Source organism: Roseovarius litoreus (genome assembly GCF_900142765.1).
GTDB lineage: Bacteria > Pseudomonadota > Alphaproteobacteria > Rhodobacterales > Rhodobacteraceae > Roseovarius > Roseovarius litoreus.
On record NZ_FRCB01000003.1, the window covers coordinates 246,297 to 260,155 of the forward strand.

General features: G+C 60.0%; 9 protein-coding genes. 7 read left to right on the forward strand and 2 right to left on the reverse strand.

Translation table 11 applies throughout. The features are described from left to right. Nucleotides 1-2: 2 nt before the first annotated feature. Nucleotides 3-428 carry a GlcG/HbpS family heme-binding protein gene (locus tag F3H35_RS07595; RefSeq protein ID WP_149779014.1) on the forward strand — a complete coding sequence of 142 codons (426 nt, stop codon included), beginning with the start codon at nucleotides 3-5 and terminating at the stop codon, nucleotides 426-428. Between the two features lie 405 nt (nucleotides 429-833). Here the strand turns inward: F3H35_RS07595 and F3H35_RS07600 are convergent, their stop codons facing one another. Then, nucleotides 834-1,469 (reverse strand): TetR/AcrR family transcriptional regulator, encoded by a 636-nt coding sequence (locus tag F3H35_RS07600; protein ID WP_149779015.1) that lies wholly within the window; start codon nucleotides 1,467-1,469, stop codon nucleotides 834-836. A 115-nt stretch (nucleotides 1,470-1,584) separates the two neighbouring features. On the opposite strand from F3H35_RS07600, the gene F3H35_RS07605 reads away from it, so the two are divergent. The 6 genes from F3H35_RS07605 to F3H35_RS07630 all read left to right on the forward strand — a co-directional run bounded on the left by F3H35_RS07605 (nucleotide 1,585) and on the right by F3H35_RS07630 (nucleotide 12,003). After that, nucleotides 1,585-3,630, forward strand: coding sequence for an NADH:flavin oxidoreductase (locus tag F3H35_RS07605; RefSeq protein WP_149779016.1), 2,046 nt, complete (start codon nucleotides 1,585-1,587; stop codon nucleotides 3,628-3,630). A gap of 1 nt (nucleotide 3,631) precedes the next feature. Then, nucleotides 3,632-4,660, forward strand: coding sequence for a trans-3-hydroxy-L-proline dehydratase (locus F3H35_RS07610; RefSeq protein ID WP_149779017.1), 1,029 nt, complete (start codon nucleotides 3,632-3,634; stop codon nucleotides 4,658-4,660). A 499-nt stretch (nucleotides 4,661-5,159) separates the two neighbouring features. After that, complete coding sequence (locus F3H35_RS07615; RefSeq protein WP_149779018.1) at nucleotides 5,160-6,968, forward strand: hypothetical protein; 1,809 nt, start codon at nucleotides 5,160-5,162, stop codon at nucleotides 6,966-6,968. 82 nt (nucleotides 6,969-7,050) lie between these two features. Next, on the forward strand, nucleotides 7,051-8,796 hold the full coding sequence (locus F3H35_RS07620) for a hypothetical protein (protein ID WP_149779019.1): 1,746 nt from the start codon (nucleotides 7,051-7,053) through the stop codon (nucleotides 8,794-8,796). Nucleotides 8,797-8,798: 2 nt separating this feature from the next. Further along, the gene (locus F3H35_RS07625) at nucleotides 8,799-10,688 is read left to right on the forward strand and encodes a type I secretion system permease/ATPase (protein ID WP_188129913.1); all 1,890 of its coding nucleotides are present in this window, start codon (nucleotides 8,799-8,801) and stop codon (nucleotides 10,686-10,688) included. Beyond that, nucleotides 10,681-12,003 carry an HlyD family type I secretion periplasmic adaptor subunit gene (locus tag F3H35_RS07630; RefSeq protein WP_188129914.1) on the forward strand — a complete coding sequence of 441 codons (1,323 nt, stop codon included), beginning with the start codon at nucleotides 10,681-10,683 and terminating at the stop codon, nucleotides 12,001-12,003. The genes F3H35_RS07625 and F3H35_RS07630 overlap by 8 nt, the downstream gene beginning before the upstream one ends. A 29-nt stretch (nucleotides 12,004-12,032) precedes the next feature. On the opposite strand, the gene F3H35_RS07635 is transcribed toward F3H35_RS07630, so the two are convergent. Next, nucleotides 12,033-13,850, reverse strand: coding sequence for a sensor histidine kinase (locus F3H35_RS07635; RefSeq protein WP_149779022.1), 1,818 nt, complete (start codon nucleotides 13,848-13,850; stop codon nucleotides 12,033-12,035). Nucleotides 13,851-13,859 lie beyond the last annotated feature (9 nt).

Genomic DNA, 13,859 nt, shown 5'->3' on the forward strand with positions numbered 1-13,859 from the left:
CCATGATCACAGTGAAACGGCTCGATCTCGCGGATGCGGGTATCCTTCTGGCGGGCGCGCGCGCCAAGGCTTCGGAAATCGGGGTTCCGATGTGCATCGCCATCACGGATGAGGGCGGCAATCTTGTCGCCTTCGAGCGGATGGATGGTGGCAAGGTCACCTCGATCACCATCGCGATCGACAAAAGCTTCACCGCCTCGGGGGCCAAGAAGGCCACGCATGAGTACGGCACGGCCAGCCAACCCGGCGCACCGGCTTACGGCATCGCCTCGGCGATCAGCGGGCGGCTCATGGTGGTGGGCGGTGGCCTGCCCGTGATTGTGGACGGAGACGTCGTGGGCGGGATCGGCGTCAGTTCCGGCACACCCGCTCAGGATATCGAAGTGGCCGAGGCGGGCATCGCCGCATTCCTTGCCGCGCAGGGCTGACGCCGCAGCCTCTGTCTGGCCCACTCTCGAACAAGCCGCGGGCGCAGAAATCCTCTGCGCCCGTTTTGTTTTCGGGTTCGTACGAAAGGGCCACCTCTTTGGTACGAAGCGTACCATCTTTTCAATGGGCTCGAACCCGATCAGCGAGGGGTCGACACCTGCGCCAGCCAGCCATGTACAAGACGCTCGGCTGTTCCCAACTCGTGCGGCAGAACCGGAACAAGCAGTCCGCGCCCGAACGCTCCCGGAGAGCACCTGTTCGGCACGGATCACAGTTCTCGTCACGGCATGGTCAGGGCATGGCGGGATCGATCCTGCGCAACGGGCTAAAATACCGTGAAATGAGATACTTGGCGCCTCTAAGGTGCCCGCTCCGGACCCCGGCGAAGACGAGGCGGATCTGGCTCATCTGGCCTCGTGGCGGGCTCGGAAGCGGGCGATCTCGCGTTCGGTCGGCGCTTGCCCCGTGAATGTCATGACGTAGTCCGGAACGCGCGCCAGGCGGTCGTCCATGGCTTCGCGCACCTGCATCGAGATATAGCCGATCTGCGTCAGGTATACGGTGCGTGCCCGAACATCGGCTTCCCCCTCGGCGTATCCGAACCGGGTGAACATGCCGCGAATGGCATTCAGGCGGGTGGCATCGGCCGCGCGGACGCGCGCGGCGACCTCTTCGGACTGATGGGCCCAACCGCGCACGGCAAGGTCCAGCCGCGTCTCGAACGGGCCTCCGTCCAGAAACACGCTGATCAGGTTGAGCACAGCCTCGGCGATCGTTTCCGCATAGGCCTGCGTCGCGCGCTCGAGGCTTCCGGTATTGGTATCCTCCCAATCCTCCAGCAGCGCATCCAGAAGTGCCGCGCGATCCGGAAAGAACCAATAGAAACTGGTACGCGATAGATTGAGGCCTGTGGCCAGCGGCTGGATCTTTACCGCATCGAGCCCCGAGGACACGAACGCCTCGCGCGCGGCGTCAAGCCAGACCTCTCGTGAGCCGCGCCAACCCCCTGTCTTTTCGGTTTTTTCCGTCTTCGTCTCCATGTCGCGAGCTTACAGGCTCCTGTCTCATACGGCAAGAAAATCGTCGTTGATGAACAATAAATTGACAGTAATGAACATTTCTGGAATCGTCCCTGCAGCCAACCGGAGCCACGCCATGTCCAACGACCCCCTGTTGCAGCCCTACCAGCTCAAGCACCTGACGCTGCGCAACCGCATCATGACCTCCAGCCACGAACCGGCCTATCCCGAGGACGGGATGCCCAAGGACCGCTATGCCGCCTATCACGCGGAGCGTGCCAAGGCTGGTGTCGCATTGGCGATGACGGCCGGGTCCGCTGCGGTGTCGAAGGACAGCCCGCCCGTGTTCAACAATATCCTCGCCTACAAGGACGAGGTGGTGCCGTGGATCAAAAAGCTGACCGATGCCTGCCACGATCACGGCTGCGCGGTGATGATCCAGCTGACGCATCTTGGTCGCCGGACGACCTGGAACAAGGGCGACTGGCTGCCGTCGGTGTCGTCGTCCAGACACCGTGAACCTGCGCATCGCGCCTTTCCCAAGCTGGCCGAGGATTGGGATATCGAACGCATCATCACCGATTTCGCCGATGCCACCGAGCGCATGCAGGCAGGGGGCATGGACGGGATCGAATTGCAGGTCTATGGCCACCTGCTCGATCAATTCTGGTCGCCCCTGACCAATGATCTCGACGGCCCCTATGGCGGCGCGTCGCTGGACAGCCGGATGCAACTGCTGATGGATGTGCTTCACGGCATTCGCAAACGCGTGGGCGACGACTTCATCGTAGGGCTGCGCTATACCGCAGACGAGGCCGAGGCAGGCGGGATCACCGCCGAAGAAGGCCTCGAGATATCGAAGCGGCTGGCGGCCACCGGCATGGTCGATTTCCTGAATGTCGTGCGTGGGCGCATCCATACCGATCCGGCCATGACCGACGTGATCCCGATCCAGGGCATGAAAAGCGCCCCGCATCTGGATTTCGCGGGCGAGGTCAGGAAGGCCACCGGCATGCCGACCTTCCACGCAGCCAAGATCCCCGACGTGGCGACCGCCCGGCATGCCGTGGCGGCGGGGCTTCTGGACATGGTGGGCATGACCCGCGCGCATATGGCCGACCCGCATATCGTCAGGAAGATCATGGAGGGGCGTGAGGATGATATCCGCCCCTGTGTTGGCGCGACCTACTGCCTTGACCGCATTTATCAGGCGGGTGAGGCGCTGTGTATCCACAACGCCGCGACGGGCCGCGAACTGAGCATGCCGCACACGATAGAACCGGCGGCGACCCGCAAAAAGGTGGTGATCGTCGGTGCCGGGCCGGCCGGGCTCGAGGCAGCTCGCGTCGCCGCAGAACGGGGCCACGATGTGACGGTATTCGAGGCCCAGCCGGATCCGGGTGGACAGATACGCCTGACCGCGCAGAACCCTCGCCGCCGCGAGATGATCTCGATCATCGACTGGCGCATGGCGCAATGCGCGGCGCGCGATGTCGAATTCCGTTTCAACGCCTGGGCCGAGGCCGCGGATGTGACGGGCCTCAATCCGGATGTGGTCATCGTCGCCACCGGTGGCTTGCCGAATACCCAGCTGTTTGAAAGCCGCAAGGAGCAGGACCTCGTCGTTACGGCCTGGGACATCATCGCAGGCGACGTCAAACCCGGCCAGAACGTATTGATCTACGACGAAAGCGGCGATCACCCCGGCGTCATGGCCGCCGAAATTGCCGCGAACGCGGGCAGCACCGTCGAGATCATGACCCCCGACCGCACTTTTGCGCCCGATATCATGGGGATGAACCTCGTTCCTTACATGCGTGCGCTGCAGGACAAGGATGTGATCTTCACCGTCACCCGCCGCCTCAAGGACGTGGTGCGGGACGGCAATCGGCTCAAGGCGGTGATCGGGACGGATTACAGCGACCTGAAGACGGAAAAGGCCTATGATCAGGTGGTTGTGAACTATGGCACCCTGCCCATGGATGATCTCTATTTCAAGCTCAAACCGCTGTCATCGAACGGAGGTGCCGTGGATTATGACGCCCTGATCGATGGCCAGCCGCAGAATGTGACGCGCAATCCAGAGGGCGCTTTTGCCCTCTATCGCATCGGTGACGCCGTCAGCGCGCGCAACACCCATGCCGCGATCTACGATGCTTTGAGGTTGATGAAGGACATCTGACATGCGCGCATCCCGCACGGTTCATGTCATCTCGGCCCATGCCGAAGGCGAAGTGGGCGACGTGATCGTCGGCGGTGTGCTGCCGCCGCCCGGCGAAACGCTCTGGGACCAAAGCCGGTGGATCGCGCAGGACGCAAGCTTGCGCAACTTCATGCTGAACGAACCACGGGGCGGTGTCTTTCGCCACGTCAACCTTCTGGTGCCGCCGAAACACCCCGAGGCGGATGCCGCCTTCATCATCATGGAGCCCGAGGACACGCCGCCGATGTCCGGCTCGAATTCGATCTGCGTGGCCACCGTTCTGCTCGACGGGGGCATCATCCCCATGCAAGAGCCCCGGACGCATCTCGTGCTCGAGGCGCCCGGCGGGCTTGTCCGTGTGCGGGCCGATTGCCGCGATGGCAAGGCCGAGCGCATTCACGTGCAGAACCTGCCTTCGTTTGCCGCGGCCCTCGACCTGACGCTGGAGGTCGAGGGGATTGGCACGCTGGCGGTCGATACCGCCTATGGCGGCGATAGTTTCGTCATGGTCGACGCCACAGCGCTTGGCTTTGCACTGACCCAAAGCGAGGCGCATGACATCGCGACGCTCGGCGTGCGGATCACCAATGCCGCGAATGAACAGCTTGGCTTTACCCATCCCGAAAATCCCGATTGGCGGCATATCTCGTTTTGTCTTTTTGCCGGTCCTCTGGAACAGGGCGCACAGGGGTTGGAAACCTTGGCGGCGGTCGCCATTCAGCCGGGCAAGGTAGACCGGTCTCCGACAGGGACCGCGCTATCGGCCCGCATGGCCGTGTTGCACGCCCGCGGCCATATGCAGATCGGTGATCGCCTGACTGCGCGTTCCGTGATCGGCTCGACCTTCTCCGGCACGATTCTGGGTGAGACCCGGGTGGGCAATCGCCCGGCGATCCTGCCGGAAATCTCGGGGCGGGGGTGGATCACCGGGATGCATCAGCACATGCTGGACCCGTCCGATCCCTGGCCCGAGGGCTATCGGCTTTCGGACACATGGGGCGCAAGGTGATGCGCATGCTGGATATGGCATCCCTGTGTGGCGAACGCTCTCGCGGGGCGAAGGATTTGAACGGGTCGCGTTTCTGAATAAGGGCAGGGTAGGGCGGCACCAATGCAGCCTTAACCCGGATTCGTCGGACATTGCCCTGACCCGTGCCTGTGACACAGATCAGCCGGCGTCGCGCCTGCCCGATGCGCCTTCGGCATGCCGATCATTCTCTTTTCTCTGAAAGGGCTTCTCTGCATCGCTGTCTCCCAAGGCGAAGATCAGGCCAGCCGCAATGATCGAACAAGTCAGCGGAGCAGGTCAGGTGGCTTGTGCGATATCGAGTCCCGAAAGGGCAATCGGCATGGGACTTTGGTCCAGACAGCGGATGGCACGCCTGTGCAAACCGAACCCCTTCCAAACCCCCTATCAGCAAGAACTGGCGCGGCCCTCGACCACTGCCCGTGTTCGCGCATTCCGAGGGCGATGCCCTGCAACTTTGATGACAATTCAGGAGACTCCCATGGGTAGAGACAAGCAATCCGACAATTACGACGGTCCCCGAGGCCAGAACGCTCAACAGCCCGATCAGAGCTCGGCCATGTCCAGCCTTGCGCAGAATGCCAATGAAAACCTGGCATCGGGCAATGATCTGTTCTCGATCAACGATGCCGATCTTCAGAACACTTTCGGCAGCAACAATGATCTTTCGTCTTTCAACACCGAAGGGTCCGGAAACGTGAACGGGTCAGACAACACTGCCTTCACGGGCAATGCCGCGAATGTCGGCAACACCATCGCCTCCGGCAACAGCGCCGCGTCCCAGAACGCCCTGGGCTCGGGCAATACCAGCGGCTCGGGCAATACCATTAGCTATACGACCGACATGCTGACAGCCAACGAGATCCTGTCCGGAAATCGAGTCGGGTCCGGCAACGAAATCATGTCAGGCAATGCGGCGAGCCAGCTCGAAAACATTCAGGACATCGCAGACGGATCCGAAATCGAAATGCACTCGACTGCGGCGCGCGAGGTGATCGAGGCCGAGGACGGGTCCACCGTTACAGCGGATGATTTCGCGATCTCGATGAACAGCCTGATGGGTGACGGAAACGACTCGCGTAGCGTGGCCGAAAACACCAACGAGCTCGACGACACGGACCAGATCGAGGATATAACGCTGAACCTTGGCGCAGCGTCCCAGCAGGCAGACGCTGACGATCGGCGCGACCGGGACGATGACGACGACCGCGGCAGCCGGTCCGACAACCAAGATGCTCAGTCGGCAGGTGGCCAGGTCTTCGAACAGACTGTCACGGCGCAGGCCGAAAAGGCCAGTGTCGGCGACGGCATGGATGATGGCCAGTCGCTGACCGGTGTGACTGGCGATGTCGATCTGTCAGTTGCCATCGGCGCATCGGCCGCCGCTGCTGCCGTGGCCGAGGGTGCTTTGCAGGAGTTGCGCAGCGGATCGAATACCGCGTTGAACGAGGCAACTGTCGCTGCGGTCGGGCAGAACGAGTCTGTCGATTTGTCCGAAACGATGTCGGTTTCCGGCAAGGGCGAAGGAAATGAGGTTCTGTCGGGCAATGTTGACGACAGCAACAATACCGTTTCTTCGGGCAACACCCTTGCGTCGGACAACGTCGTCGGTGCCGACAACACGATCGCCTCGGGCAATGACATCCTGTCAGGGAACGAGGTCATGTCCGACAACACAAGCGCCAGCGGCAACGATATCGCTGTGGACAAGGATTTCGGATCCGACAACCTGATCGGATCGAACAACGACATCTTGTCCGACAATGTCATCGGGTCGAACAACACGCATATCACCGAGACCAACAAGATCGAAATCGAGAACGAGTCCAAGGTCGACGTGACCGAAGTCGCTGCAGCCGACCTTGTCGAGGCGGAAGAAAACTCCGACATCCTGCTTGATGACCTGACGGTCGATTACGGCACCCTCACGGGGGCTGGCAACGACATGGCCTTCGATCTCGATCAGGCCAACAGCTTGGTTGACAGCGACAGCATTAATGACATCTCGCTCAATCTCGCCGGCAGCTTCGAGCAGACGGTCGAAGCGACCGCTGGCGAGGCCTTTGCCGACGACGCTACCGATGGTGGCGCGGGAACGATGCTGGCGGATATTATCGGTAACGTCTCGATCGATGTGGAGAACACCGCTGATGCAAGCGCCGTGGCAGATGCCCAAGGCATCACGCAGATGATCGCATCGGGTGGCAACGTGATGCTGAACTCTTTGGATATGTCGATCACCGGCGGCGACTCGAGTTTCGTTCAGTCTGCCGACGACATCATCGGCTGATACCTCGTCAACACCTTGGCCTGCGCAGCTTTTTGTTGCGCAGGTCCTCTCTTGGGATCCATCATTCAACCGGTGCAGATGCATGTTTTACGATCCTGTCGAACGATTTGTTCGCCGTGCCGCCGGACTGCTGACGCTGCATGTCGAGGACGATATCTATCGCCTCACCATACGTCCCGGCGCGCCAAACCATATTCCCGAACTTTTTCAGCTGCGAGTTGACGACAAGGACCACGCCTCCGACCTGGAACTGATCGACAGCGGCGCTGTGCCGGACGTTCCCCCCACCGAAATCCGCGTGAGCGACCTTGACACCCCGGACCTTGTTCGTCCCGCAACGCGCTTCGAGGGGGTGCAGGTGAATTTGGACGCCACGCCGACCGTGGCGCATTTTGGGGTTGGAGCGGACGCGGGTGCGATCTGGTTGCCCGGTGGCCGGAGCACCTTGGTGTCGCGGGCAGATCAGACCGTCCAGGAGGCAAGAAACGGTCGTGTGGTGCATCATGCGCATAACGACCAGCGTGTGGTGGTCGTAGATCAGTCAAACTGGCTGGATGACCGTGATGCCATCGGCCCAGGTGCTCAACAAGACATGTCGCCGGGGCTTGAGGGGCTGGATCATCTCTTGTCCCTTGCCCGGCAAAACATGGCGGTCCCGCATGATGGCGAGAGGGTCGAGATCGGCGATGCGCGGCCGTTTGCGCAATCGGATCAGACCGGCGCCGAGCCGAGCGTTCAGAGTTCAGGCAATATCATGAACAACACTGCGCTGATGGCGCAAAGCGGCATGGAGATCGGGCTGATGGCCGTCATGGGCGACGCCCACATCACGACGCAGCTGATGCAGATAAACGGGTTGAGCACCTCGGCAGACCAGCTTGGCCAAAGCGAAAACCTCCTGCGGCAGGTCGATCTGCAACTGCCTCGATTGATATCTCCGGAACCGGCAAAGGATGTTTGCCTGTCCCTGTCGGTTGTCGACGGAGATTTCTACGACATTGTCCAAATCACCCAAACTCAGATGATCGATGATCGCGACGTGATCGCATGGAGCTTTTCCAGTGACCATGTCCGCGTGGCATCTGGCGATAATCTTGCCGCCAACGAGGTGCGTTATATCGCTACGGATTTCGATGCTGAAGTCCTCATCGTCGAAGGCAACTACATCGCACAGCGCGAGATCGTGCAGATCAATCTTGCCGATGATCGTGACATGACCAACGTTTTGGCGCGCGACGCTGGCGCGGAGCAGGCCGCCCCGCCGCCCTCGGTCACCAACATGGTGAACGAGGCCGTGCTCGCCCTTCCGGGATCTGCCGAAACAATGGCCGCGTTGCCGGAAGAGTTGGCAATCCGCCTTATGGATCTGATCGCGAAGGAGCCGGCGTCGGAGAATGACCTGAGCAACTGGGATGCCGATGGTGATGGCATGCTGGAAGTGGTGTTGGTTCGTGGCGATTTCTATGATGTCAAATCCGTTCGTCAGACAAACATTCTTGCGGACAGTGACCTTTTCTTCGCGAAGCCAAACGAGACCGCGTCGAGCGATCCGCAGGCCATGCCGTTCGAGCCAGCCCCTTCGGCAGAGAACAGCCTTTCCAACCGAGCGGTGCTGATTGATGCCACCGCCGGCGCACGCAGCAGCTTTGTCGCGGGGAACCTTTATGAAGATACGCTCCTTCTGGACGCCAACCTGCTTGGTGATGCGGGGCCGTTCGCAGACAATGACGGGTTCGGGCGTGGACATTCCCTCGGGACGGCGATGGACCTGCCATCCGCAACGGTCATGGATGCGATCGTGTTCGACGCGCCTGTATTCGGAACATGAACATGAGCGACAACAGCGATCAAATTGAAGGGACTCTGCCAGACTCCGTTGAAGACGAGGCTTTGGAGCGTCCGACCCCCTGCAACACGAAGGTCCAGTCCGCTGACCCGGCCCTGCGTCGCAGCGCCATGGCCGCCCCCAATCTGCGCGCAGCCATGGTCGAGGCGACCACCAATATCCGATACGGATTGATGGCCTTGATCGGGTTTTCCCTTGTCTTGAACATCCTTGCCCTGGCCACGCCGATTTATCTCTTCCAGATTTCCGATCGTGTCCTGACCAGCCGCAGCATCGACACCTTGATCATGCTGACAGTATTGGTGATCGGTGCCCTCGGATTGCATGCCGTCCTTGATGTGTTGCGACGGTTGTTCGTCATGCGCGTTGCGACCAAGCTTGAAACCACACTCGCCGCGCCGGTACTGACGGCGGCGACCCGAGCGGCGAACCTTGGTGCGCCACAAGAGTTCCAGGCGATCGGCGATCTGGCGCAGCTGCGCAACTTCCTGACCTCTCCGATCTTGCTGACCCTGCTGGATGCGCCGATTACACCTGTGTTTTTTCTGGCAGTTTTCCTGATCCACCCGGATCTTGGCTGGATCATAACCGGCTTTGCAATCATCACGGTCTTCCTGGCCATGTTGAACCAGCGTGCGACCCGTCTGCATTTCGCCGAAGCCCACAAGGCCGGCAGCCGGGCGGCCTTGCACCTCGATTCCATCGGGCGCAATGCACAAGCGGTAGGTGCGATGGGTATGACCCCCGAAGCGACGCAGCTTTGGGGGCGCGAGACCGCTACCGCTTTGTCACGGTTGGTCCGAGGTCAGGACAGCAACATCATGATCACCGGGATGTCGAAATTCCTGCGTATGGCGGTTCAGATCGCACTTCTGGGGTGGGGCGGGCTCTTGGCGCTCGAAGGTGAAATCACCGGTGGCATGATGATCGCCGCTTCGATGATCGCGGGTCGCGCCCTCGCTCCTTTGGACGGTGCCATAGAGGGATGGCGGACCTATCTGCAGGCGACCTCGGCGTATGGAAGAATCGTAAGGTTGTTGCGCGCGTCACCACTCAACATTTCCCGGCTGCGGCTGCCCCAGCCAGAAGGCCGGTTAACGGTCAATCGCATCCTCTACGCGCCTCCTCCCAACAAGACAGTCCTGTTGAATGGCATCAGCTTCGCGCTTGAGCCGGGCGAGGCATTGGGCGTCATAGGCGCGTCCGGTGCCGGCAAATCGACCCTGGCGCGGCTGTTGATCGGCGCAATCGCCCCTGCCGCCGGCGAAACCCGCCTGTCCGGCACCGAACTGCGTCACTGGGACCCCGCGCAATTCGGAGAGATGGTTGGATACCTGCCCCAAGAGGTGCAGCTTTTCGGTGTCTCGGTGAAAGCCAATATTGCGCGTCTTCGCATGGATGCATCCGATGCGGACATCTATGCCGCCGCCAAATTCGCAGGTGTGCATGACGTGATCGCGAAATTGCCCCAGGGCTACGAGACGATGCTCGGCCCGGATGGGGCGCCGCTGTCCGGTGGGCAGAAGCAACGCATCGCGCTGGCCCGCGCGTTCTTTGGCAAGCCCTGCTTCGTGGTGCTGGATGAACCCAATGCCAACCTCGATAGCGAGGGCGATGCGGCGCTTGCCGAGGCCATCGAAAAGGCGCGCCAGTCGAAAATCACCACCGTCACTATAACGCAAAGGCAGGCGCTTTTGCGGCAGATGGACAAGGTGCTGGTTCTGGAAGACGGCAAGATGAAAATGTTCGGCCGGCGCGACGAGGTCGTGACGGCCGTCTACGGGGAAAACGGCGCAAAGGCCATTCTGGGAGTAGCCCCTGCGCGTAGCCCCGTCGTGGTTAAAGGCGGCAAGGAACAAGATGGCAATGACTGAAGATATCTGGAACGGGGACATTCCCGTAAACACGCAACGATACGTCAAAATCGGGCTTATCGTCACGATGGCGACGCTCGGGGCGTTTCTTGTCTGGTCGACAACCGCCAGGCTCGACAGCGCCACCGTGGCGCCTGGGAACTTCACGGTGACAGGGCGCAACCAGATGGTGCAGCACCTTGACGGTGGCGTGATCGATCAGCTCCTGGTCGAGGAAGGCGACACCGTGCAGCAAGGTCAATTGCTGCTGCGCCTCGACGACGCAGAGGCGCGGGCCGAATTGCAAAGACTCGAACTGCGCCGTTTCCGGTTGCACGTGGCACAGGTGCGTCTGCAGTCGGAAATCGCACAGCTGGACGACATCGAATGGCCCGAAGAGCTCAAAAGCGCTGCCGCCGTCAACGCGGCTCATGCCGATGCGCTCGAGGTGCAGGCCGCCTTGTTCGTGGCACGCGGGAATGCACAAAAAAGCGAACGTCAGATATTGCAACAAGGTGTTGCGGCCTATCGCGAGCATGTCGCGGGGCAACGTCAGCAGTTGAGCGCGGCCGAAAACCAGTTGATGCTTATCGTCGAAGACCGCGAGGCAAGGGAAACCTTGGTCCGGAAGGGATTGACCAAGCGGCAGGATTTCCTGTCCGTCAAACGCGCAGAAGCCCAGCTTCAGGGGGAAACCGCGCGGCTGCGCGCGGCCATCCTGGATGGGATGGAACGCATCCTGCGTGGCGAGCAGATGGTGACCAATGCACATCAGGCCACCATCGAGCGGGCGATCACCGAGCTGGACAAGACACTCGCGGAATTGCGTGACATCGAAGAACTGATCGCCCGTGCGGAACGCGCCATAGAGCGGCTCGACATCCGCGCGCCCTCTGCGGGCGTGGTCGTCAAGCTCGAGGTCAACTCCCCGGGAGGCGTCATTCGGCCCGGAGCCAAGATCATGGAGCTGGTCCCCATCGGCAACGAGTTGATCATCGAAGCCCGTGTGCGGCCGCAGGATATCGACAGCGTCCACAAGGGTCAGAACGCCCTGGTCCGGCTGACCGCGCTCAATCAGCGCGTGACGCCGATGATTACGGGCCAGGTGATCTATGTGTCCGCGGATACCCTGAAAGGCGAAGACTTCGCTGACCGCCAGGACAGCTACATCGCCCGCGTCAGCCTTGACCGAAGCAGCATAGATCCTGCGCTGGCCCGGATCCTGACGCCCGGCATGCCCGTGGAACTCTATATCAAGACCGGTGTGAGAACATTCGCAAGCTACCTGATGCGCCCCTTGACGGACAGCATGCAACACGCCTTCAAGGAAAGCTGAACCGATTACCGATGTCAGTGGCCTATACATTAACCGCTACGGACGAAATGGGTGCCAAGGGGCAGCCGCACCCGCGCAAGCGCCCCATCCGGCCTTGGCTCGATTTCGAAGGTTCCATCAAGCTTGAGGGCCCGTTGCTCCATATTGTGAATGCCGTGCCCCTTGGGTGTCGTGCTGCAAAATGGCGCCCCTCCGGAATTGAGGATCTCCAGCGTAAGCCAATCGTTGTCGTTCAGAACGGCGGTGACCGAGATATACCTCGCCTGCGCCCTGTAGGTCGCGTTATGCACGGCCTCTTGCAGGATGCGCATCAAGGACAGATTGGCGTCGAAACTTGTTGCCGAGATGCGCGACAAGTCCAATAGATGCCAGCTTATTTCAATACCGACGACTGACAGGGCTTTTTGTGTTTCATCCCTGAACACTGCCAGAAATGCCAACACGGAAATGTCCGACGAGGTGCGGCGATCCGCGACGAAACGAACGACAGTGCGCATTTCGATCATCGCCAGACCCACCAAGGATCCGATCTGTGGCAGCAGGCCCGGGTCGGCTTGCTTGGTTAAAGCCGAAACATAGGTGAGATACGACAGGACGCCATCGTGAAGGTTTGCGGCCAGTTTCTCTTTCTCTTCTGCCTGAATGGCCCTGCGTTCACTTTCAATCGATTTCTGAAAAGAGGCTTCGATCTGTTTTCGCTGTTCAGCCAGAAGGCGCAGGTTGGAAAGCTCATTGTTGCGCACGCGCAAAACAGACGCTCCGTGATGATGTGCCAATATCAACACCTGCGAGAAAGCCAGATAGTTCAGCGCGAACCCGGAGACCGGGACGGTGTTCACCCAGCCAGACCAAACAAGAAGGTCAAATAACACCGAGAAAGCGAGGCTGCCGAAAGAAAAAGCCTGTAGGAAAAACGACCATTGCCCGTGGCGCATGAACATCAGCCAGGAGAATAGAAAAGTGAACAGGGTGCTAAGAAAAAGTGCCGGCGCAACAAAATTGAGGTTCACGGAATGGATGGTGACATCAGGCATTGCGGTCGCAAGATAGGTCATTGCCACAACTGCGAGATTGATGAGCAAAAATTTCTGCTTTCCACCATTCCATGGCGATTTTTGAAGTCCGAACATCAGAGCAAAACTGGGAACAATCGCCGCGAGTGAGAACGGAAAAACATATGGAAAGATGTCATGCAGAAGGGCTATTTCGTAGGAATAGCATCGGATCGCAAGAAATGGCATCAAGACGAGGATCATGACCAGCGGCATGATCGCTTCATTGCCCAAAGCCCCGATAACCATCAGGTAGATCAGGAAAAACAGCAATGTTGCGCAAACGCCGAAACTGGCCTCAGGAACATGGACGCGCATGAAATCTAGGGTCACTGCCTTACGATGCAGCGTGTCGCGCTCGCCTATGTAAATGGGTGAAAAGAAGATTGGCTTGCTGTCGGGCCCATCAAACTCGATCTTCAACTCGGTTGCGGTGCTATCGGTGTTTTCCGGCCAATCGACATAGATGAAATCCAGAGAGTTGATATCTCCTGTGTCGGTCGCGCTGAAATTGTCGAACATCAACTCGCCACCTATCCATAGCCTGACCTTTCCGCTGAGACCGGGAGCGAAAAGCGCCAAATCGCTCTCGGCAAGGGGCGGCACCTCGATATGAAGCGATATCGGGGATGGGCCTGCCGAAACGGGAAATTCCTTGAGGGGCAGCTCTATGGTTTCGCCTGATGCGTTGACCATCTGATTGATGGCGACCGTATAGTCCAAAGGGTGGTTGACAAGATATTGAATGAAAATGGATACGGCGACGGCGACGGGAAGCGCCAGCACGGTTATCATGCGCCTGAA

Excerpts from the sequence above, each read along its gene's own strand:
- F3H35_RS07595 (WP_149779014.1), top strand. The coding sequence starts at position 3 with ATGATCACAGTGAAACGGCTCGATCTCGCGGATGCGGGTATCCTTCTG.
- F3H35_RS07600 (WP_149779015.1), bottom strand. The coding sequence starts at position 1,469 with ATGGAGACGAAGACGGAAAAAACCGAAAAGACAGGGGGTTGGCGCGGC.
- F3H35_RS07605 (WP_149779016.1), top strand. The coding sequence starts at position 1,585 with ATGTCCAACGACCCCCTGTTGCAGCCCTACCAGCTCAAGCACCTGACG.
- F3H35_RS07610 (WP_149779017.1), top strand. The coding sequence starts at position 3,632 with ATGCGCGCATCCCGCACGGTTCATGTCATCTCGGCCCATGCCGAAGGC.
- F3H35_RS07615 (WP_149779018.1), top strand. The coding sequence starts at position 5,160 with ATGGGTAGAGACAAGCAATCCGACAATTACGACGGTCCCCGAGGCCAG.
- F3H35_RS07620 (WP_149779019.1), top strand. The coding sequence starts at position 7,051 with ATGTTTTACGATCCTGTCGAACGATTTGTTCGCCGTGCCGCCGGACTG.
- F3H35_RS07625 (WP_188129913.1), top strand. The coding sequence starts at position 8,799 with ATGAGCGACAACAGCGATCAAATTGAAGGGACTCTGCCAGACTCCGTT.
- F3H35_RS07630 (WP_188129914.1), top strand. The coding sequence starts at position 10,681 with ATGACTGAAGATATCTGGAACGGGGACATTCCCGTAAACACGCAACGA.
- F3H35_RS07635 (WP_149779022.1), bottom strand. The coding sequence starts at position 13,850 with ATGATAACCGTGCTGGCGCTTCCCGTCGCCGTCGCCGTATCCATTTTC.